16 protein-coding genes are annotated in these 21,907 nt (G+C 58.1%); 9 read left to right on the forward strand and 7 right to left on the reverse strand.

Annotation, left to right across the window (positions count from 1 at the left end; genetic code table 11):
• Positions 1–5: 5 nt before the first annotated feature.
• The 5 genes from xrtD to ACR0IY_RS20640 form a co-directional block, all read right to left on the reverse strand.
• Entirely contained in the window at positions 6–1,625 is a 1,620-nt protein-coding gene (gene xrtD / locus ACR0IY_RS20620; RefSeq protein WP_480676679.1) for a VPLPA-CTERM-specific exosortase XrtD, read from the reverse strand.
• A gap of 135 nt (positions 1,626–1,760) precedes the next feature.
• Positions 1,761–3,149, reverse strand: a complete 1,389-nt coding sequence (locus tag ACR0IY_RS20625) for a porin family protein (protein WP_480676681.1) — start codon at positions 3,147–3,149, stop codon at positions 1,761–1,763.
• A 273-nt stretch (positions 3,150–3,422) separates the two neighbouring features.
• Complete coding sequence (locus ACR0IY_RS20630; protein WP_480676683.1) at positions 3,423–4,037, reverse strand: polysaccharide biosynthesis/export family protein; 615 nt, start codon at positions 4,035–4,037, stop codon at positions 3,423–3,425.
• A gap of 114 nt (positions 4,038–4,151) precedes the next feature.
• Entirely contained in the window at positions 4,152–6,602 is a 2,451-nt protein-coding gene (locus ACR0IY_RS20635; protein WP_480676685.1) for a tetratricopeptide repeat protein, read from the reverse strand.
• A 41-nt stretch (positions 6,603–6,643) separates the two neighbouring features.
• Entirely contained in the window at positions 6,644–7,327 is a 684-nt protein-coding gene (locus tag ACR0IY_RS20640) for a sugar transferase (RefSeq protein ID WP_480676687.1), read from the reverse strand.
• 666 nt (positions 7,328–7,993) lie between these two features.
• Here ACR0IY_RS20640 and ACR0IY_RS20645 point away from each other — a divergent pair.
• From ACR0IY_RS20645 to ACR0IY_RS20665, 5 genes are all read left to right on the forward strand, one after another.
• Positions 7,994–8,851 carry an ExeA family protein gene (locus ACR0IY_RS20645; RefSeq protein ID WP_480676689.1) on the forward strand — a complete coding sequence of 286 codons (858 nt, stop codon included), beginning with the start codon at positions 7,994–7,996 and terminating at the stop codon, positions 8,849–8,851.
• Position 8,852: 1 nt separating this feature from the next.
• A complete protein-coding gene (locus tag ACR0IY_RS20650; RefSeq protein WP_480676691.1) occupies positions 8,853–10,385 on the forward strand; it encodes a GumC family protein in 1,533 nt (510 codons plus the stop codon).
• Positions 10,386–10,416: 31 nt separating this feature from the next.
• Positions 10,417–11,244 carry a CpsD/CapB family tyrosine-protein kinase gene (locus ACR0IY_RS20655; protein WP_480676693.1) on the forward strand — a complete coding sequence of 276 codons (828 nt, stop codon included), beginning with the start codon at positions 10,417–10,419 and terminating at the stop codon, positions 11,242–11,244.
• The gene (locus tag ACR0IY_RS20660; protein WP_480676695.1) at positions 11,225–12,094 is read left to right on the forward strand and encodes a glycosyltransferase family 2 protein; all 870 of its coding nucleotides are present in this window, start codon (positions 11,225–11,227) and stop codon (positions 12,092–12,094) included. The genes ACR0IY_RS20655 and ACR0IY_RS20660 overlap by 20 nt, the downstream gene beginning before the upstream one ends.
• A gap of 156 nt (positions 12,095–12,250) precedes the next feature.
• Positions 12,251–13,684 (forward strand): oligosaccharide flippase family protein, encoded by a 1,434-nt coding sequence (locus ACR0IY_RS20665; protein ID WP_480676697.1) that lies wholly within the window; start codon positions 12,251–12,253, stop codon positions 13,682–13,684.
• 5 nt (positions 13,685–13,689) lie between these two features.
• Here ACR0IY_RS20665 and ACR0IY_RS20670 read toward each other — a convergent pair whose 3' ends face one another.
• The gene (locus ACR0IY_RS20670) at positions 13,690–15,237 is read right to left on the reverse strand and encodes a GMC oxidoreductase (RefSeq protein WP_480676699.1); all 1,548 of its coding nucleotides are present in this window, start codon (positions 15,235–15,237) and stop codon (positions 13,690–13,692) included.
• Between the two features lie 363 nt (positions 15,238–15,600).
• Between ACR0IY_RS20670 and ACR0IY_RS20675 the strand changes: the two genes are divergently transcribed.
• Entirely contained in the window at positions 15,601–16,752 is a 1,152-nt protein-coding gene (locus tag ACR0IY_RS20675; RefSeq protein ID WP_480676701.1) for a glycosyltransferase, read from the forward strand.
• On the opposite strand, the gene ACR0IY_RS20680 is transcribed toward ACR0IY_RS20675, so the two are convergent.
• On the reverse strand, positions 16,749–17,864 hold the full coding sequence (locus ACR0IY_RS20680) for an NAD-dependent epimerase/dehydratase family protein (protein WP_480676703.1): 1,116 nt from the start codon (positions 17,862–17,864) through the stop codon (positions 16,749–16,751). The two genes, ACR0IY_RS20675 and ACR0IY_RS20680, sit on opposite strands and share 4 nt — an antisense overlap.
• A gap of 479 nt (positions 17,865–18,343) precedes the next feature.
• Between ACR0IY_RS20680 and ACR0IY_RS20685 the strand changes: the two genes are divergently transcribed.
• From ACR0IY_RS20685 to ACR0IY_RS20695, 3 genes are read left to right on the forward strand one after another with little or no spacing between them, the layout of a single operon-like run.
• Positions 18,344–19,336 carry a UDP-glucuronic acid decarboxylase family protein gene (locus tag ACR0IY_RS20685; protein WP_480676705.1) on the forward strand — a complete coding sequence of 331 codons (993 nt, stop codon included), beginning with the start codon at positions 18,344–18,346 and terminating at the stop codon, positions 19,334–19,336.
• Between the two features lie 7 nt (positions 19,337–19,343).
• Entirely contained in the window at positions 19,344–20,855 is a 1,512-nt protein-coding gene (locus ACR0IY_RS20690; protein ID WP_480676707.1) for a hypothetical protein, read from the forward strand.
• Positions 20,855–21,877: a glycosyltransferase family 2 protein gene (locus ACR0IY_RS20695; protein ID WP_480676709.1), complete on the forward strand. Its 1,023-nt coding sequence runs from the start codon at positions 20,855–20,857 to the stop codon at positions 21,875–21,877. The genes ACR0IY_RS20690 and ACR0IY_RS20695 overlap by 1 nt, the downstream gene beginning before the upstream one ends.
• Positions 21,878–21,907 lie beyond the last annotated feature (30 nt).

Below are 21,907 nucleotides of genomic sequence, written 5' to 3' on the forward strand. Positions count from 1 at the left end.
ACCGTTTAGAACGGCACGAATTGCGGCAGGCGGTTCAGGCTGGGTTCCATGAACCGTTGCAGCCGTGCATCCGCGTCGGCCTCGGTCTCGCCGGGCTGGATGGGGGTGACATAGCGCACCAATGCACCATCGGTGCGGCCCATGGTAAAGCCATCCTGAATGACGCTCATTTTGGCGCGGAAATCATTGACGATGCGTTTGCCGCGCTGCTCGAACCAGTAATAGACTAACTGCTTGGACAGTTCTTTCTGGATCACTGCGCGGTTGACGGTGAAGCTGCCGTAAGGGGTGTCGCCGGGATTGATCTCGTAAGGCTCTAAACTGAAGATTTCCCAGCCGCCGACCGGCAAGCAGACCTCGGGGGAATGGATGCCGTCGCCCTCGGTTTGCTTGTCATAAAAGGCCACGAACATATTCACGAAATCGCCGGACCCGGTGTCGATATAGCTGGCGTTCAGGTAATCCTTGGCGCCCAGTGTCCGCTCCACCTTGGGGTCGAGACTTGTGGTCGCGCCGGACCAGGGGCCAAGCTGGCGCGGGTAAAGGACAAACGGATCGCGCTCGATGGGCTGAACGTCCGAGGCTGGTCGCAGCGCCCATGCTGTTGATACGGCCAGCGTCAGAATAGCCGCCGCCGCCAGCGCCACCGACGCCCTGATGCCAAGGATGCGCAGGGCAATAGGACCGAACCCTTCGGTATCCAGATCGATGGTTTCGGCAAAGGGTTTCGGATCGGAGGTCAGGCGCTGCAACCCGAGCGCCATGAGGAACAGAATGGCGACACAAATCAGGAAGATGATCCAGCCTTCGAAGAAATGCATGAACCCTTCGGCCTGTTCGATGCCGTGCTGATTGACCAGAACGCCGATCACGCCGATGCGAACCGAGTTCATCAGCACGGTCAGGGGGGCGGCCGAAAGCATCAGAACCACCTTGTGCCAGATCGGCCCCCGGTAAAGTAGGGCAAAGAGGTAAGAGAAGCTCAGGATCGGAAACAGATAGCGCAGCCCCGCGCAGGCCTCGGCCACCTGCAGCTTATAGACACCCAGATCGATGATGTTGCCTTCGATAAAGACCGAGACACCGGCCAACTGCACGAACCAGACCCCCAGTTCGGACGACACCCATTGCAGAAAGATTGTCAGCTTCCAGTAGATGAACTGGGGCAGCGGCAGCATGAACACCAGATGGATCACGGGCAGCTGGTGATGGATGCCACGCTTCCAGCCGAATACGGTCAGCATGACGCCGCCGGTCCAGATGATCATGGCATAGGTGACGATATCCGGGATGCGGGTCAGATTGCCCAGAATGGCGATGATCAATGCCACCGCAATCACGGCCACACCCGGCCAGCGGTCATGGACGACGGGGGCGGGTGGGGGGTAATTCCGTAATTCTCGTAGGAACAGATACAGCGAGATGGCGGGGATCAGTGGCCCGTGGCTGTATTCCGGCGTGCTCCAGGCTGCGCCCAGTGAGACGATCCCGATCCAGAAGATGGGGACCGACCCCAGTAGCAGAAGGACAAACCAGAACAATCCCGCCGCGTTGATCGTCGGCAGAGCGGTCCGGGCCGCTTCAAGCGTCTGGCTGCGGCTGTCTTTCGAATCGAGACGATGCATCACTGTTCATCATGCACAATAAAAATCGATCTTGAATCGAACCGGCTCCGGAGCACAGGGTTTTGATCCGGAGCCGACACAATGGATATAGCCCGACAATATTTGTTCGATGCCGGGAATTCAGCACAAACGTGTTCAGGGCTTGAGCGTGAACCGCCGTCCCAGCGTCAGGAACAGTGAGTTGGAAGAGGGTTCAAAGCCGCCACCCTGGTCATCCATATCGTACTGGTAGCCGAAATTCATCGCCCAGTCCCGTGTGATCGCACGCGAATAAGACGCGCTGAACGTGCCGCGATCGCGCGGGTTGGATGGGCCCGTACCGTCGTTCGCCTGTTCGATGTAGCTGAGGCTGAAATTCAGCGCTGAGACCGGGTTGATTAAATAATCATATGTCAGGAAGGCGAGTGTCTGGCGGGTTTCCACACTTTCTGTACTGGTGCCGACCCGGCGCTGTATTGTTGCCCCGATCCGGGAACTGGCAAGCCGGTAGCTGTAGTCAAGCTGTCCGATCGGTGTAACTTCGTCAAATGGTCCCCTGGTAAATCCGGCATTGAAACTCAGGACTGAATTAACCCGCTGGTAGTTTCGGCCAAAAGTGGCATTGGTTCTGGTTCCATTGACGCCAAAGCTCTGGTCAGCCCGGAAATTGATGCCTCCGTCGGGTAGGGATTTGCGCCAGTTGAAACTCCAGACGAAGCTTTCTGTTACGTTATTTGTGTTGGTCGCGCGCTCTGTGTTGTCGACCTGAGTGTAGCCCACATTGGCGCTGACAGTGGTGATGGGTGATATATTATATGACGCGCCAGTCGAAACGGTTGTCGTGTTCCGGTCTGTTTGCACCGTGTCTTCGGCTTCGAATTCTCTGTACCTGACCCGCACGTTCCCCTGCAAAACCGGAGAGATTTGCAACGTGGTGGTGGCGGTGACAATGTCGTTGCTGTTGTCGAACTGGTCCGGGTCGTTTGAGTTCGAATACCTGCGTTCGTCGTGGCTATAGGTTAACCGGAAACCCAGGGGATCGTTCAGCCCCGTTTCCCAGTTCAGATTTCCACGGGTGTCGATCTGATCTCCGAAAGTGCCGGTGACATCGTTGGAATCGATGATGCCATCCAGGTTGACGTCGGTCAGCGCCCGGTTGAAGGCCAGATTCCTCTCGCGATATGACGCAAACAAACTCAGGTTGCTATTGGCGCGTGTCCGTTGATAGGTCAGCTGAGTAGCGGGGTCCGTGAAATCGGATTCGGTTCCGATGATTGGCTCATCGGCGATCCGGTACAATCCCGACAGATTGAATGACAGCGTTGAATCCGGTGTCCGTTTCAAAACCCCCAGGATCAACGTGTTTTCCCACCAGGTGGTGGACCCGAAGGATGGATCTGTCAGGCGCAGGTTGTCATCGTATTTAAGCGAAGACAGGTAATCCAGTGTAACACTCAGATCGCTTCCGGTTCCGACTTGTTGGCCCGGCGCCAGCCCGACTTGCCGGGCCGGATTCCGTAGGGCCTGCTGCGTAAGAAGCTGCACGCTGGGAGCGAGCTGGCTTTGTGTTGGGGGCGCAATTGTTTGCTGGGCCGTTGCTTGTTGCGCTGACGGTTGTACGGTCGTTTGCTGTGTTGACTGCTGTACGGTCGTTTGCTGTGTTGACTGCTGTACGGTCGTTTGTGTTGACTGCTGTGCAGTCGTTTGTTGCGCTGAAGTCTGTTGTCCGATTGCTGGTGAAAGTGAAACTGCAAAAGCAACCCCGCCCCCTAGTGCAGAGACCAGCCTTTTTCCGGATTTTCCCACCTGTATTTGCCCCTATTCGAACAAACGGCGTGATGGTACGACGACCACGTCTCCTGCTTTAAGCACTGTTGTGCCTTGGATACCGCCGCCCGAGCCGTTGTAGTTGTAGATATATGTGTTCATTGTGCCTGATCGGCTGTCGGTCCGGCGCAGTTCTATACGCTTACGGGCCGCAAAATTGGTCAGACCCCCGATCTGAGCCAAAAACTGAAGAATGGTTGTGCCCTCTGTTGCAAGGTGCTTTCCGGGTGCGCCAACCTCACCCATTGCGAAGACGTCGATTGTCGGTCCGGTTGTAGCAAGCCCCCCTTGAAACAATGGTGGAGGCGCAAGCGCAGCGACCGAGATAAAAACGGTTGGTGGCGCGTTGAAGTTCGAGGACAGCGCCGAGGACAGCGCTGAACTGAGCCCATTGGTTGACAGGCCGGCGGCCCGGACTGAACCCGCAAGCGGGAAGTTGATAGAGCCATCCGGCAATACCAGAGTGGTCCGGTTGAGGGTTGGATCTTCCAGAACCTCAACCTGAAGCGCATCGCCCGGCTGAATTTGGTATGATTGAGCCCAAGCACCGGTCGCGATAACCAGAAAAACCACAAAACTAATAAATGATCCGATTACTTTTCCCATATCCAAATCTCTCACTTTTCTCCATTTATGCCTTTTCCCGAGTGACGAAACAATCCACAGCCAGTCCGACGGGCATGAGATGCGGCAGAAATGCAGCGACCTGCATCTCTGACATTATTGCACCGGGGTATCTGCGGTATCGAGTCGTTCAATTTCGGTCTCCAGTGATGGTGTGACGTTCAGAGGAACGTCTGTTGCCAGCGCTGCCTGATACGCCTGCAGAGCATCTGCCCTTCGGCCGGCAGCGTCATACGCCTTGCCCAAATGATAAAGGACCAGGGGATGATCGGGTATCGCGCGTGCTGCGGGTTCAAGATACGCCACAGCCTCTTCGTAATTGCCCATCCGGTAGGCAACCCAGCCATAGGTATCCTGAAACACGGGCACGCGGGTGCCGCGGAGGCGGCGCGCCAGGATATGGGCGCGCTGCAGGCTTTCGTTATCGGTCCGGTGGGTTGTCAGCAGGCTTGCCAGATTGTTGGCAACGATCAGGGATCGGTTGCTGAGCGGGTAAAGCGTTTCATAGACCGCAATCGCCTGATCCAGGTCGCCATCGCGTTCATGCGCCGTCGCCTGCAACATGAGAACGTCCGGGTTTCCGGGCAGCGTGGCCATTGCCTTTGCAAGTAAGTTTCGTGCCTGCTCGGGCTCATTTATCTTGTTCAGCAGCACATATAGCGAAATCCATGCCCGGGTTGTGCCCGGGTGATTTTCAAGGATAGCGCGGTAAAGCTGTTCAGCTTCACCATATTGCTCTTCCCTGTCCAGAGCATGCGCTTTGATCAGGCGTATCGGCAACGAGTTTGGGTCTTGCGCAAGCAAGTGATCAAGGCGGGCAAGGGCGGCGGCCACTTGGCCGCGGGCCAGCATTGTGCGGACAAGCGCGATTTCGGCAGGAAGACCGAATTTGGGATCGCGCGCCAAGTCGTTCAGGAATGCCGTCAGGTCGTCAATGCGCCCCTGAGCTGCCAGCATTTGGGCCTTGAGCTCGTTTGCAAGATGCTGCGCCTTGGGGTCGTCCAGACCACTGATCAATTGCCGTACTGTCTCCACATGGTGCCAGTCCTGCATGCTTAGGTATATCTCGCCCAGCAGGAACAGAATCTCGGATTGGCCCGGATCCTGACGGAAAGAGCCGATCAGAACGCGCTCGGCAATTTCGGGATCGTCCTCGATGATTAGAAAGCGGGCATAGCGCAGCGTCTCTTTCGGGGCTTTCCGGGACATTTCCGTCGCCAGGGCCAGCATTTCCCCCATCAGTTCCCGGTCGCCATTGCGTTCATGGGCCAGCGCCATCAGGGTCATCAGTTGCGGGTCGCGGGGCGCCTGGCCAAGGGCCGTGCGCAAAAGCGCTATGGCGTCGCCCGTCTTGTCCTCTGCAATCAGCCAGGACGCCTTGAACTTGATCGCATCTACCTGAGTGTCGTCCTCTGCCAAGACGCTTTCGATCAGGGCGCGGGCGTTCTCGGGTTTGCCGGTGTGAAACAGCATCCGGGCGTATTCCACCTCGCCTTCCAGGGTCTGCCAGGTTCTTTCCGAACTTTTCAGTATCTCCTGCATCTCGGCGAGTGCGGTCTGTGTATCGCCCGTGCCAAATTTCATCCTGGCTCTGATCGTTCTGAGCTTGGGGGTGTTGGGGCTATTCTGCGCAATGATTGCGTCCAGTTCGGCAATTGCAGTCTCGGCGTCACGGTATTCTCCCAGAAAGGCGATTAGCCTCTGGATTGGCAGATATTCCTCGGATTGCGGGTCCACCTTGGCACGCAATATCTGCTCGGCGGCATCCAGATTGCCCCGGTTGATATAGTGCTGCACGAGCAGCTGTTCCGGGGTCTCATCATCGGGAAAGACCTGCGCCATCTGTCTGAGCAGCTTTTCGATGTCGTCCTGCGCATTCAGTTCCTGCAGGGCGCGGAGCCGAATTCCATAGAGCTTTTCCTGCTTTGGCGCGATGATCTGGGCCGCAGTCGCTTGGTCCAGTACATTGGCCCAGTCCTGATTGCGGACCAGATGATCAATCACAACCTGTCGCGGCGTCATCAGTTCAGGATGTGCTTCGATCATCTCGCGGGCCATGTGAACGGTGACATCCACGGCAGCATCATCGTGGCTTTTGATGGCCTCGGCATAGGCCAGCGTATTGTTGAGGGACTTGATCCCGATATCATCCGGCGCCAGCGCAGCCGCGGCGATGCCATGCCGCCTGACTTCGTCCCAGTTGCCCGCTTCCAGTGCCATTTCGGCGAGGCTGCGCTGCCCTTCGAGATTTTCCGGATACTGTTCCACAAGCCGCAGATACTGGCTGTAGGCGATGCGGATATTGCCCCGTTCACGCTCCAGACGGGCAAAGGTCAGGCGGGCTTGTTTGTGTTTTCCGTTCAGCTTGAAGACATTTTTGAATTCAAGCAGGGCACGTTCAACATCGCCTTTTTCCAGATGGGCCATCCCGGCCTGGAAATGGGCCTCGGCCCGTTCTTCGGCCGAGTCACATGCGCTCAGCAGCAGGGTCACGGCAAAGAATGCGACCACCAGACGTTTGCCGATAGAGGGTCTTGCTGCGCTCAAAGCTATACTCCCGTAAAATTACGAAAAGCATGCACCGGATCTCAGCAACCGGTTCCGCGCAGAACGACGAAGATGGTTCGGATCAGAACTGATATATCCGCTCCGAAGGACATGCTTTTCCAATATTCCGTATCGTGAAACGCGCGCTCAGCAAATGAAGACTGGTTGCGTTTGGAAACCTGCCACGTCCCCGAAAGACCCGGGCGCATGGCGGTATAGAACTTGCCAGGATAAAGCCTTTGCTGGTTCACCATCATCGGGCGGGGCCCGACCATCGACATCTCGCCTGTCAACACGTTCCAGAACTGCGGCAACTCATCCATGGAGGATTTGCGCAGAAACGACCCGAACTTGATGATGCGCGGATCATTGCGGAGCTTCTGATTGCGGTTCCACTCTTCCCGCGCGTCGGGGTTGGCTTCCAGGTGCTTTTTGAGAACCGTCTCGGCGTCATGCACCATGGTGCGCAGTTTTAACATCTTGAAGATCTTGCCGTTTTTACCGACCCGATCCTGCCGGTAGAATGGCGTCACGCCCTGACAGGCCAGAAATATGACCAGAAACAGAACCATCGGCGCGGCAAATGGCGCTGCGAGCAGCACAAAGGTGATATCAAAGACGCGTTTTCCTACACTTCTGTAAAATCCCGGGTAGGTCACCGGGGCGGACGCGACGGAAATATTAGTGTAGCCAGTATCGGCCACATCCTTTGAATGAATTGTCACTATTTAAACCCCCAGCACACACTAATAACCATGAACTGACTACCGAACTCAGAAACCGACTACGCTCAACCTCAGTCTATATAAAAATACCGTTATATTTTTTTATGTCTTTTGCGGCTCTGCCTTTGCAGATGTTGGCACGCCGCCGTGCATACAATTGTTAACAAATTCCGGCCCGCTTGCAAAACACTAATCCTGACGGGGTTGCCTGCAGACCCTGAAAAGAGAGGGTATTTCCGGGCTGTGCAGATCTGGGATATGTCTGATCCGGTTGAGGATTTTTGATCTTCTGTATCGCATCAAGATACAATGAAGGAAATGCATTGCCTTTGGTTCCCTTTGGGGGACTGTGGGTCGAGGCCGGATTTTTCTCTGCGAGGTCAATCTTTGACCTGCCGGCCGCTTTTCCGCGCAGTTTTCTCAGGCGCTTGACCGGCGTCGCCGCAGGCAACCCCCACGATTGTGATGATCGCAGAGCGAAATCATCACGTGTGAAGTTTAATGCTGCTTGCTAGCCTGATTTTGTGGCAGAGTGGTGCCCAGCTACTTTTGATTTATGTGATAGGTACGTCGAGTAAGAGGTTTCTGGTGGTTCAGAGTATGAGTTTGGGTAATCTCAGGAGGGCCAGTACGAGGTTTGACAAGGCGGAAGGCAACCGTGGTGTAATGGCGTCCAGTGACGGGTTTTATCTGGAATTCTTCGGGCTGGACCGGCGACCTTTCACGCTGCTTCCGGACCCGGGCTTCATGTATTGGTCGCCGCTGCACAAACGCGGCTATTCGGTCCTGCAATTCGGTGTCATGAGCTGCGCCCCGATTACGCTGCTGACCGGCGAGATCGGGGCCGGTAAGACAACGCTGGTTCAGCACCTGCTGAGCGAAATGGAACAAGAGATCACCGTTGGGCTGATTTCGAACGCACAAGGTGGACGGGGGGAGCTGCTGCAATGGGTGCTGCATGCTCTGGGTCTGCCGATCGACAAGGACGCAACCTATGTGCAGTTGTTTCAGGCGCTGCAGGATTTTCTGGTCTCGGAATATGCCGCAGGGCGGCGCGTGGTTCTGATTTTCGACGAGGCGCAGAACCTGACGGTCGAAGGGCTGGAGGAAATCCGCATGCTGACCAATATCAATGCCAATACGGATGAGTTGATCCAGCTGGTTTTGGTGGGTCAGCCCGAGTTGCGGGATCTGGTCATGAATCCCAAGATGCGTCAGTTGACGCAAAGGGTTGCTGCAAGTTTTCATCTGGAACGGATGGATGAGGCATCGGTCGAAGCCTATGTCCGGCACAGGATGCAGATTGCCGGCGGCACGGGTGAGGAATTCACGGATGAAGCCTGTGCGCTGGTCTTCCAGCAGACCCGCGGCGTTCCCCGTCTGGTAAACCAGTTCTGCGATTTTGCTTTGCTTTATGCCTGGACCAACGAAGCGGATAAAGTTGACGAAGACGTGGTTAATCAGGTGGTCGAAGATGGTGTATTCTTTGGCGGCAACTCGCTTGAGGGGGAGGTGACGGCCTGAGATGAGTCCTTCTCGTTACTATTTCTCGATTTTCATGAGGCGGTTTCCGTACTTCCTCGTTGTGGCCACGATTATATCCGTCGTTTCGATTGTGATCGCCATGGGCTTGCCGCCCACTTATGTCTCGCAAATGCGGCTGATTGTTGAATCGCCGCAGATTTCGGGAAATCTGGCGGCCAGTACCGTTAATACGACCCCGGTCGAGCAACTTCAGATCATTCAGCAGCGCCTGCTGACACGGCCGGTCCTTCTCGACATTGCGCGCAAATACGAGGTGTTGCCGGATGCCACCCCGGACGAAATGGTCACAGAGCTGCGCACAAAAACGAATACCCGCATTTCTGCCGGACGCGGTCAGGCGAACCTGATGACCGTCACCTTCGAAGGCCGAAGCGGTAAAATCGCGGCCGGCGTCCTGAATGAATATCTGACGGAAGTCCTGAAGCTTGATGTCACGTATCGTAAGGAACGGGCCTCCAATACGCTGGAATTCTTTGAGCAGGAAGTCGAACGCCTGAGCAATGAGCTCGACAAGCGAAGCGCAATCATTCTCGACTTTCAGAACGAAAACGCCGGGGCCTTACCGGCCAGCCTGCAATTCCGCCTGGCCCAGCAAGGGGCGTTGCAAACCGGTCTTCAGCAGGCCGACCAACAGCTTTTCTCGCTTCGGAATCAGCGTGAAAAGCTCCTGGAGCTCTACAACACAACCGGCCAGATCACGAATGTTGGGCCGCAGCCACAAACACAGGCGCAGCAGCAACTGGTCCAATTGCGCAACCAGCTTGATAATCAGCTGGGGATTTATTCGGAAAACAGTCCGCAGATCAGGTTTTTGCGCGCCCGGGTTGCGCGTCTGGAAGAAGTGGTCGCAACAGAGCAGGCATCCAATGTTACGCCATCCAGTGCCCAAACGGGAAATTCGACGCTTGATCTGCAACTGGCACAATTGGATTCCCAAATCACGACCCTTGAAGATCAGCGTACCGCGACGGAAGAAAATCTTGAAAAAGTGACGCTGACGATAGACCAGACCCCGGCCAATGCGATCACCCTGGCCGAATTGCAGCGTGACCACACGAACATTCAGAACCAGTACAATACCGCAGTTGCACGTCTGGCGTCGGCCTCGACCGGAGAGCGGATCGAAGTCACCTCTCAGGGGCAGCGGATTTCGGTGATCGAACATCCTTCCGAACCCCTTACCCCAACGGGTCCCGACAGACTGATGATCGCGGGTGGGGGCACAGCCGCCGGTATAATGGCGGGTCTGGGTCTTGTTATTCTGCTGGAGATTCTGAACCGGGCTGCGCGCAGACCAGAGGATCTGATCAAGAAGCTGGATGTCTGGCCGATCGCGACCATCCCCTATGTGCGGTCTCCGGGTGAAGTGGCGACGCAGCGCATGGTCTGGGCGGGGGTTATCCTGGCGATCCTGGTTGGCGTTCCTGCGGGTGTTTGGGCTGTGCATACCTACTATCTGCCCCTGGATCTGATCGCGGATAAGGTGATGGGCAAGTTGGAGGTGTATTGGTGAATTCCGTTCTGAATAACGTAGGGAGGGTATGATGGACCGTCTTCAGCAGGCGATTCAGAAAGCCCGCGCGGAACGCGACGGTCGCCAGAGCCAACCAGAGCAGCTGGCGGAAAGGCCACGCCATGTCCCGCAGGAAAATGCGGTTAAGGATATCTGGCTGACGGTGCCAGAGATCAGCATCGAACCACATCTCGTATCCCGTAAGCGCCTGATGTCATATCGCGGCGGCCCCACTGCAACGCCCTATGACATGTTGCGGACCAAGATGCTGCAACAGACCCTGTCCAATGGATGGCGCCGGGTGGCGTTGACTTCCCCCTACAGCGGATGCGGCAAAAGCACGGCCGCGGCCAATCTGGCCTTCAGCCTGGGGCGGCAGGAAGATCTGCGTACGATCGTGATCGATTTCGACATGCGGCGCAGGGGGTTGGCCGAGATCCTCAAACAGACCGGCAGTTCCAGCATGTCCGATGTCATTCACGGGGATGTTCCGTTTCACGAACATGCCTTGCGTCACGGCAACAATGTCCTGTTCGGGCTTAACTACACCCCGACACGCAATCCGGCAGAAACCTTGCAAAGCCGCCGGGCGATCGAGTTTCTGGAACAGCTCGAGGCGGAATACAAACCCGATATCATCCTGTTTGATACACCGCCGCTGATGGCCAGTGATGACAGTCACGGGTTTCTCAGGAATGTCGATTGCGCCCTGCTTCTGGCTGCGGCCGAGGAAACCAGCATTGACCATATCGACGTTGCTGAACGGCAACTGGCGGAACTCACGAATGTCATGGGGATCGTCCTGAACAAATGCCGCTATATCAGTGAGGCTTTCGGTTATGAGTACGGCTCTTACTGATGCCGTCATCATTCCCCATTACAACGACCTGCCACGGCTGGAGCGATGCCTGCGCGCGCTTGGGGAAAACGATCTGACGGGCACCGAAATCGTCATTGTCGATAATGCCTCGCCGGTGTCACTGGATGGTATACGGCAAATATTCCCCGGAATGCGCTTTGTGGTAGAGCCCAAAAAGGGCGCGGCCCATGCCCGCAATCGCGGGGTGGCTGAAACCACGGCGCCCCGGCTTTTCTTCATTGATGCCGATTGCATTCCTGCGCCGGACTGGTTGGCGAAGGGGCGTCAGGTTGCAGACCGGGCCGATTTGATTGGTGGCCGGGTCGATGTCTTTGACGAGACCCCGCCCCCGCGCAACGGGGCCGAAGCGTTCGAGGCCGTCTTTGCGTTCGATTTCCGCAGATACATCGAGGTTCAGGGCTTTTCCGGCGCGGGCAACCTGCTGACCCGGCGGGATGTGTTCGACGCGATTGGCGGGTTTATCAACGGCGTGTCGGAAGATCGGGAATGGACTATGCGCGCGGTCACCAAGGGTTACAGTCTGATTTACGAGGACGGGTTTCGCGTCAGCCATCCGTCGCGGCAGAACTGGCCGGCCCTCAAGGCGAAGTGGCGGCGCACGACACAAGAGGCGTATCAGCTGAACGGAACCGGCGTGACTGCACGTCTGCGATGGGCCATTCGGGGTTTGGCCATGCCTGCCAGTGCCGTTGTCCATACGCCGAAAGTCATATCCTCTGACAAGCTGGCTTCGAGCGGAGAAGTCATTCGGGCGATTTCCACATTGTTCCGGCTCAGATGTCAGCGCATGGTCTGGATGTTGCGTCAGGCAACAGGTGGTGCGATCTGACCCGCCCGGATGAAAAGATACCGCTCGTTTTGCCCCGGCTGCCCGCCCCGAGGGGGGCAAGGCATGCGCCGAATTGTAATTGGAGCAGATCGCGATGACTTCTGTCAGCGACCGGTATGTCAGATCGAAATTTGACCCGCTTGCGGAGTGCTGCACGTGAACAGGCATTTTTCGCGAAACGTGGCCTGGATTACGGGATCCAGCCTGGTCGAAAACCTGACCGGAATTTTTGTCTTTGTGCTGGTCGCCCGAATTATCGGGGCAGAGGCGTTTGGGATCGTCATGATGGCCTTCGCCTTTGTTTTCATCGGTGAAGTCCTTGTGCGCGATACAGTGACCGAAGCGATCATCGCACGTGAAACGATTGAAGATGGGCGTCTTGAGGGCACATTCGCCGTCCTTATGATGGTCGCGTTCAGCATTGTCGGGCTGTTGATCCTGTTTTCTCCGGCCATTGCCGCGCTCTATGGCCAGCCCGAGGTTGCGAGTCTGCTGACGGCCGCCAGCCCGGCGATCCTGTTTCTGGGCGCCGGTGGCGTGTCGAACGCCATTCTCAGGCGCAACCACGATTTCCGTACCGTTGCAATTCGTAACGCGGTGGCAGTCGTGGCAGGCGGCACCGTTTGCATCACGATGGCGCTTGCGGGTTTCGGGGCCTGGAGCCTGGTCGCGCAACGGCTGGTACAGCTTGGCGTCAACGCGGTGATTTCGATTATCGCTGCGGGATGGTTGCCCAAGCGATTTCCCACGCGGGCGGATATTGCACTCGTCCATGGTCTGGGCCCGAGCACAATCGTTCTGCGGTCATCGTCGCTGGTGATCGTCCATACACCGACCATCGCATTGGGTTTGACAGCTGGTCCGGTCGCAGTTGGATTTTATTCATTCGCGTTTCGGCTGGTGGAACTGTTGACAACTTTGGTTTCGTTTCCGCTGAAAGGCGTTGCGCAATCGAGCTTTGCGGAACGTCGCCGCCAAACAGGGGAAACCGCCCGCTTCCTGCTGGACGTATCGCAGATCGCGGCATTGGTGGCCTTTACGGCCTTTGCCGGGCTGGCCGTGGTTGCGATGCCCGGTGTTCTGCTGACGGTCGGGCCGGATTGGGCCAGTGCGGGCAAAATCCTGCCGTTGTTGTGCCTCATGGGTGCGGTCAATGCCCTTGTGGCCATACAAGAAGCCTATCTTCTGGCCCATGGTAAGATTGCCCGTTTTCTGATTGCTGCCGGGATCGAGGTCGCCGTCGGTATCATACTGATCGGGCTGGCGGCGCCTTTCGGTCTGTTTGCCGTCACGGTCGCCGTCACGGCACGTGCCGTAATCGCCTTTCCGATACGTTCGAATGTTGCATTGGCGACCGAGGCCATCGGCTGGCGGCGGTACTTGGCGAAACTGGCTGCGCCGCTGCTGATCTCTGGCGGAATGGCCTTGGTCGTTCTTATCTGGCAGCATTTGATCGGCGCGGCGATGGGGGTCCCTGCCCTGTTTTTCAGCTCAATTGCTGTCGGTGGCTTTGCGTTCTTTGCTCTGATGCCGATCGTGATGCCCGGCTCTCTTGTGAAGGCTCTGCAAATGATCCGTCATGGGGCATGAGGCATCTATGCCGTTGTGGCAATCCGGTGCGCGTTGGCCATAACCGAAAGGGTGATCGTACTCGCCGGAATTGCAGGCATGACAGAGGCATCAACAACATAGGTCCGGGTGGCACCGTGCGGTCGCCCTAGGGTGTCGGTACTTCCGAGCCCCGGATTTGTTGCCATGGGCAGGGTTGCACCGCAATGAAAACTGGAGCCGGGCAAGCCGATTTGCCCTGCCCGCGTTATCGCGATCAATCCTGCCCGCCGCAGGTATCCCGCCATTCTGCGCCGGACCCGTCCGACCCTGTCCGCGAAGTCGTCGGCTTTTTCGACCTCGGCGCTCAGGCGGCGTTCGGGATCGCCCTGCGCAGGCCGAAGATGGACTTTGGCACAATGGTCGGAATGCAGGAAACTTTGCACAACGATCAATCGGCGCGCGACGCGGTCGAAAAGTGGCCGCAAAAGCCCAAGGCCACGCCCGTATTTGTCAAACATCTCACGCGCGTAGAAATCGTTCCAGCCATAGAGCTGTGAATGCACTGTCCAGGGCGAGATCGCGTGGTCGCGCATTTCGATGAAAGCAAGCGCTAAGGTGTGATGGGGTGCGGCTCCGGTATTCCCGGCGCCCCAGGTCGTCAGATGTGGTGTGAAGAAATGCCCGCTGTCGCGGAGGGTCACGCCACGCCCGGCCAGCTCCTGATTGCTTTCGAACATCAGCCGTGCAGTCTCTAGCACGCCGGTTGCGACGAACACACGCGCGCCCGAAATCGGTGGGCGCCCGTCTGCAATATCCAGCAATACGCCGTCGCCGGTTTCGCGGATCCGAGTGACCTTGGCCTGATGGTATTCAATCCGGCCATCCCGGATGTGGGCGGCCATCCTTGCAGAACTGTTGAAAATCTGGCCGTAGGGGCAGCCATAGAGGCAAAGCCCGCAGGCGCGACACTCGGGGCCAGCGGCTTGGCGGGCCGGGCCGGGCCAGAATTGCGCCCCGCCCTGCGTGGCTGTCGGTGTCAGGCGGCGCAACAGCGTCTCGGCCTGTCGTATGGCGGGAAGGCTGGGGGCAAGGGGCAGGTCGCCCGAGGCAAGTATGTCATCGAATGCGGCTACGCTGCCGGCAATGGGAAGCATCGACCCAACCGCAGTGTAATGCGGCTTAAGATCGGCCGGGGCAATGGGCCATCCCGCCATATCATCCGGGGCCCAGGGTAGGACCGCGGACCCCCACAGGTTGCTCAGGCCGCCAAAGGCGTGTGACGATTGCAAGACCACGTCCGGGTTTGCAGGGAAGATAACATCGTCGCGTGCGCGGGACGCAAATCGGGATCCGAACCGCGCAGCGCTGTCGGTGATCTCAAGCTGGCGCGAGCGGAGTTCGGCAAGTGCGCCCTCGTCCCAGCGGTCTGGCTCTGTCGCACCCAATGTGTCGCGGAGTGCGGCGCGGTTCGCTTCGAGCTTTTCACCGGCGTCCACGACCGTTACAGCCCGGCCCTTCGCCAACAGACCCTCAACCGCCGCCAGCGCTGAAGGACCCGAACCGATAACAATGTCAGCCGGTCCCGTGTTCATGGATGCCGTCCAATTGGGCAGCCCCCTCCGACGATCATCCCGTCATCAAAAATGCGCTTTGTTTTCAATGGTTGGCGCCTATTCTGTAGGTCCCGAACCAGATTGTAGATCGTGTACTATATGTCAACCGCCTCGCCCGGTGGCGCCTGAACTCAGCCAGTGGCAGCATTTGACGTGGTGATCTTGCCGAATTTTCCGACCCAAATCGGAAACATTAGGGTATTTAATGGCTCATTGTGCAACATCAGGTGCGCGCTCGCGTGCGCTGCCCCCTGTGTCTTGCAACGTTCTGCGACCTGTGAAAGTGATGAGAATGTGCGGCTCTCACCCGTGCCCACTGCGGATCCGGCCGGAGATATACCCATGACGACCGAACAGGCGCAAAATGGCGATCAGGCCCCTTTGTCCGTTCTCCAGATCGGGACCCAGTTCAACCTTGGCGGCATTCCGAGGCACATGCTGGCGCTTACGCAAACGCTGCGTGAGCTTGGCCACGACATCACGCTGTCAGGGAATGGGGGCGCCTGGTACGGATCCGATGGTGACCCCGATTTTCTGGAACTTCCGATACGTTACGTGGCCAGTGAGGGGGGCAGCATTCCCGCACGCCTGAAGCACCTTGCGCATTCAGTTCTGGCATTGCGGCGCTGGCTTGGGCGCAATCGGGTGGATCTCATTCATGCGCATGAATCGGCCCCGGCGCTGGTGTCGATGATGGCACGTGCAGGGCGGCGTATTCCTGTTGTGGTGACCTATCATGGCTCTGAGCCTGAGCGCGTTAAAACATTCTCTCGCGTCGCCCGGCATTGCGATCTGGTCATCACGCCAAGCCATGCGTCGGCTCGGGACCTGATTGAAATCGGCGGCATCCCCGAAGCACGGGTTCAGGTTCTTGGCCTTGGCGTCAAGCTGGCCCCTCTGGACACGGCCGAGGCGATTGCAGATGTGCGGCAGAAATACCTTGGCGACGGTGAAAAGCTTATCGTAACCGTGGCGCGGCAATCGCATCAGAAGGGCATCGACATACTGATCGATTGCGTTGCCCGCATGAAGGTCAGCCATCCGGGTTATCGTTTCCTGCTGGTCGGCGATGGCCCCCTTGAAGGGGAATACAAGGCGCTTGCAGCCGAAAAGGGCGTGCTCAGCCATTTGACCTTTGCAGGCCGGACTGAACAGGTGCACCTGCACGTACGCGCGGCAGATGTTTTTGTCCTGACCTCACGGTATGAGGCGCTGCCCTTTGTCATTCCAGAAGCCTTTCAGGCGGGAACTCCGGTTGTTGCGACAGCCTGCTCGGGGGTGGTTGAACTGGTCGATGACAGTGTTGGACGCGTTGTTCCCATTGGGGATGTTCCCGCGATTTGCGACGCGCTTCAGTCCGTTCTAGCGGATGAGGCCGCGCTGGCGCGAATGGGGGCTGCAGCTTTGGAAAGAAGCCGTGAAGACAGGTTCAACCCGGATTGGGTTCACCAGCAATTCGTTGAGACATATCGGAAACTGGCCGCGAAACGCTAACTGTAATATGCGGCAACTTCGTTCAACCGTTCCTGAATATCGCCGCCCCGGGCAAGGCCCAGTTCGGCCCGGGCCCGCGACACGTTGATTTCACCTGCTGCGGTATAAAGCTCGAACAGGAAACGGTCGGGGTATTGTTCAGCCATACTGTGCTGGCGGAACCGGCGGAGCCGCCGCCCGACCCTGTCGATGGTGTCGTTGCCCACGATCATACGCAGTTTCGAACTGACGCGCGCCGCAAGGCTTGGCCCATGATCAACCGGTTCGTCGACCAGCGGTGGCAGCCGGGCTTCAAGCTCGGTGAAAGGACGCAGTTCGACAGACCCCACGCCAAGCGCGCGGGCCTGCGCCCGGTAATACTCGGGCCAGGTTATCGGTGACGGATCCGAAATCAGATAGGCGCGAAGCCCTGGTTTTGCCGCAGCACCCGCGGCCACAGCAGCCCGGGCCAGATCGTCCACGTGAACGAGATGACACAGGCCGAACGGACGTCCGGCAGGGTGGCTTGCGGGGGCGTCCGGGACAAGTATCGTCCCGGACCTGAGACGTTCGATAACGGCCTCGCTCCAGATCCGGCTGCCCGGCCCGTAAACCAGCGTCGGGCGCAGCAGGGTTGCCGATGCCAGCTGTCCCTTGCTGACGGCGTCGGCAATCAGTGCTTCCATGGCGATCTTGGCGCTACGGTAGCTGGAGCCGCCATCCGGCGGGGTGATCGGCGCATCCTCGACAAGATCGCTTGCGGGCCAGCCATCGTGGACAACCACGGAACTCGCGTGAACCAGATGGTTGACGCCAGCGTCAGTGACCGCACGCAGAAATTTGCGGAATGCCTCAAGGTTGTCTGATCCTGTAGCACGCAGGTCATAGGCCAGATGAAACACCGTATCGACGTCACGCAACGCCTGCCCCGGACTACTGATGGTGCCACGCGACATTTCTACGCCGAGCTGAGCAAGCGCACCCGGGCTGCGCACCATCGCGCGCGTGTTGGCGCCGGCATTCAGCAGAGCCCGCACAACCGCACGTCCGATAAATCCGCCCGCTCCGGTCACCAGAACCGGGGCATCGCCGTGTGGCCATTGGGGCACCTCTTTTGCGTTCTGTTCGGTCATTGTCAGCAGCCCTCAGTCCGTCTCGCCTTTGCATCTGAGACCTGCCCCTGCCCCGTTGCAAGGGAAACGTCATGCGCGACGGCCAATTCCCCATGATGGGGGGCGCGTGTTTCTGTCAGGGAGCAACTGCCATTAGTGTGATTTCAGAAACAATTCCCCGGAATGCAAAATACTATCCTGCCTCGGGTTTGGGCACACAGCCTCTGGATTGGGTTTGAAGAGAAAAAATCCCGCAACCGTTTGTCTGTGACAATAATCCTTCGGCACGCGAGAAGTTTCGTGTAGCTTTGACGTGTATTGTATCAAGTTCAGGCCTGCATTCCGGATTAGGAATTTTAGTTTAGCCGTTTGTTTGCGGTGCCTGCCGATTAACGAGGAGCTGGTTCCAATGGGTGTTGGCCAGGATATTGCTACAGAGAACAGATCTCGACTGGCCTCGGTATTGAATCAAGCAAGATTAAAAGGTGCCGGGTACGTTGATGAACGCATCTGATTTTGATCCCAACGACATGAACCTCAACGCCAAACGAGTTCTGGTGACCGGTGGGGCCGGTTTTCTGGGCTCGCACCTCTGCGCGGCCCTGCTTGAGCAGGGGCACGAGGTTCTGTGTGTCGATAATTTCTTCACCGGACGACGTGGCAACCTGCGCCATCTTCTGAACAACCCCCGGTTCGAGATCATGCGCCATGACGTGACCTTTCCGCTCTATGTCGAGGTGGATGAGATTTACAATCTGGCCTGCCCGGCCTCGCCCTTTCACTATCAGCACGATCCGGTGCAGACGACCAAGACGGCGGTGCATGGGGCGATCAACATGCTGGGGTTGGCCAAGCGGGTTGGCGCGCGCATCCTGCAGGCCTCGACATCCGAAGTGTACGGCGATCCACAAATTCATCCGCAGACCGAGGACTATGTCGGCCACGTCAATCCGATCGGGCCGCGTTCATGCTATGACGAGGGCAAGCGCTGCGCCGAGACGTTATTCTTTGACTATTACCGCCAGCATAACCTGCCGATCAAAGTGGCGCGGATCTTCAATACATACGGGCCGAACATGCATCCCGATGACGGGCGCGTGGTGTCCAATTTCATCATGCAGGCCCTGAAGGGCGATCCGATTACCATCTACGGCGATGGCAGCCAGACCCGATCCTTCTGTTTCGTGTCCGACCTGATCGACGGGCTGATCAAGCTGATGGAATCCCCCGAAGACGTGACCGGACCGATCAATCTGGGCAATCCGGTGGAACTGAGCATCCGCGAACTGGCCGAAGCCGTGATCCGCCTGACGGGGTCAACATCGGAACTGGTGCAGCATCCGTTGCCGCAGGACGATCCGATTCAGCGCCAGCCGGATATCACCCGGGCAAGGGAACAGCTGGGCTGGGCGCCGCAGGTGGCGCTGGAAGACGGGTTGACGGCGACGATTGCCTATTTCCGGCGCACGGCCGTGGCAATGCAGGAGCTGTAGGACGGTCATGACCACTCAATCCGCATCCGGAAGGTCGCCCCGAGGGTTCAGGGCTTTTCTGCTGTTTGCCGCGACAGTGATCATTTGCCTTGCGGTGCTGATCATCAATCGCGGGCCGCTCTTTTATTTCGATACCGGAAGCTATTTCCGGCAGGGCGATGCGGCGCTGTCTCTGATCATTCCCGCGCCGAAGAATGACGGTGTAGCGACCGAAACAGGCGATAGCCCGGCAGAAGCCCGGGTAGAGGACGACGACACAACCAGCGGTTCGCGTTCAATGGCATATGCGTTGCTGGTGGCCAGCTTCTGGCGGGCTGACGCGCTGCCGGGGGTTGTGGGTGTGCACCTGGCCATGCTGCTGCTTGCGGTCTGGCTGGCGATGCGCGTGTTGCAGCGCACGGCCCAGACAGAACGCAGCACGCTGCAACTGGTGACAATTCCATTGCTGGCGGGCGCGACAACCGCTTTGCCGTTCTACATCGCCTATATCATGCCGGATATTTTCGCCTCGATCCTGCTGATCCTGATCGCAGTGGCTGTTGTTGCCGGCCACCATATGCGCCTGATGGAATGGCTTGCCGTCTCGGCGCTGGCGGCATTTTCGGTGGTTCTGCACCCCTCGCATCTGGGGATTGCGGTTCTGATGGTTCCCTTTGTTGTGCTGGCCGCTTTGCTGCGCCTCGGGTACGGGCGGTGGCTGGCGGTTGGGTTTTCCATATGTCTTGTCGCAATAGCGATAGCGGAACGTAAGGCTTTCGAAATCGCAACCGAAACCGTTGCACGCAAAGAGGTGATCCACACCCCCCACATCACCGCACGGCTGATCGCGGATGGTCCTGGCCTGGCATATCTGGATGATGTCTGTCCCCGAGCCGATCTGGCCACCTGCGCCCTGCACGAAGCGCTGTCCTGGTCTGACGACCCCTATCGGCTGACCGCCTCACATATCATCTTCGAACAATCCGAGAGGCTGGGATCGTTCCGGTTGATGTCGGTTGAGGATCAGCAGGCCGTGGCGGCTGAGCAACGCGCCTTTTTCCTGCAGGTTCTGGGGGCCCGACCTTTCGGAACGGTATTTGCCCTCAGTGGCAATGCGATGGAGCAGCTGACCAAGAACAGCGTCAGGCAGACGATTCCGAACGAAGCGGTCATGAAGAATGCAAAGTCGCTTTCGGGACTGCCCGAGGACAAGCTTGAAGTGCTTGATAACATTATCATGACACGCGACTATTCCTGGCTTGGGTCGGTAAATGCCATCCACTCGGTGATCTACCTGATTTCGTTTGCGGTCGTAATCGGATTGCTGGTGTGGCCCCGGCGGGTTGCACCGTCGCTGAAGCTGTTTGCTTTGTTCATTCTGATCGGCGTTGCCGTGAACGCGCTGGTCTGTGGAGGTGTCTCACAACCAGCCGACCGCTATGGCGCGCGGGTGATGTGGTTGCTGCCCTTTACAGCGGCCTTTCTTCTTCTTGTTCAGCGGCCCCGCGCATCGCGCGCCACGACCGGAGACCTCTCGTGATGTCTGATCAATCCCTGTCCATCAGCGTGGTCATGCCCGCCTATAATGCCGAGCATCTGTTGCCCCGCGTCCTGCCGCCGCTGATTGACATGTTGAACAGCGGTCAGGTGCAGCAGGTTCTGGTGGTTGATGACCAATCCCCCGACGACACCGCGGCGCTGGCCCGCGAAATGGGGGCCACGGTTCTGACCACACCGGTCAACGGGGGGCCGGGGGCTGCACGCAATCTGGCCGCGCAGCAGGCCACGGGCGACATCCTTTGGTTTGTCGATTCCGACGTCATCGCCTGGCCTGACGGGCCGGAACATATCCGCAGTGCGATGTCCGAGGACAATGTCGCCGCGGTCTTTGGATCTTACGACGATGCGCCGGACGGGCAGGCCTGGTTCTCGCGCTACAAGAACCTGCTGCACCGCTATCACCATCAACGGGCCAAACGGGACGCGCGCACATTCTGGGCCGGATGCGGGGCCATCCGTCGGGACGTATTCCTTGAGGTCGGTGGATTCGATGTGAAAACCTATGAGGTGCCCTCGATCGAGGATATCGAACTGGGCTACCGGATCGCGGCGACCGGCCGCCGCATTCTGGTTGAACCTCAACTGCAGGGCAAACATCTGAAGGTCTGGACCATCCGCAACAGTCTGAGCACGGATATCTATTGCCGCGCCCTGCCCTGGGCCCGGCTGATGATCTCACGCGAGGGGCTGACGGATGACCTCAACACCTCGGCCGCCGAACGTATTCGAGCGGGGATTGCCGGCCTGTTGCTGCTGTCGATCCTGGCGCTGCCGTTCTGGCCCGGAGGGTGGCCCCTGTCCCTGCTGTTGTTGGCGGCAGCCTTCGCCGCCAATTTCGATCTGGTGCGCGCCATGGCCGGGCATGGCGGACCGTGGTTCGCGTTCAAATGCCTGCTGTATCATCAGGTCTATTACGTCTACTCGGCCAGCGTCTATGTCTGGTGTCTGTTCGAGTATCACGTGCTGGGGCAGAAACAGAAACTGCATGTCACACGGAACTAGAATACGGCATCAATGCAAAATGACAGGGCG

The organism is Ruegeria sp. BC1 (assembly GCF_056539305.1).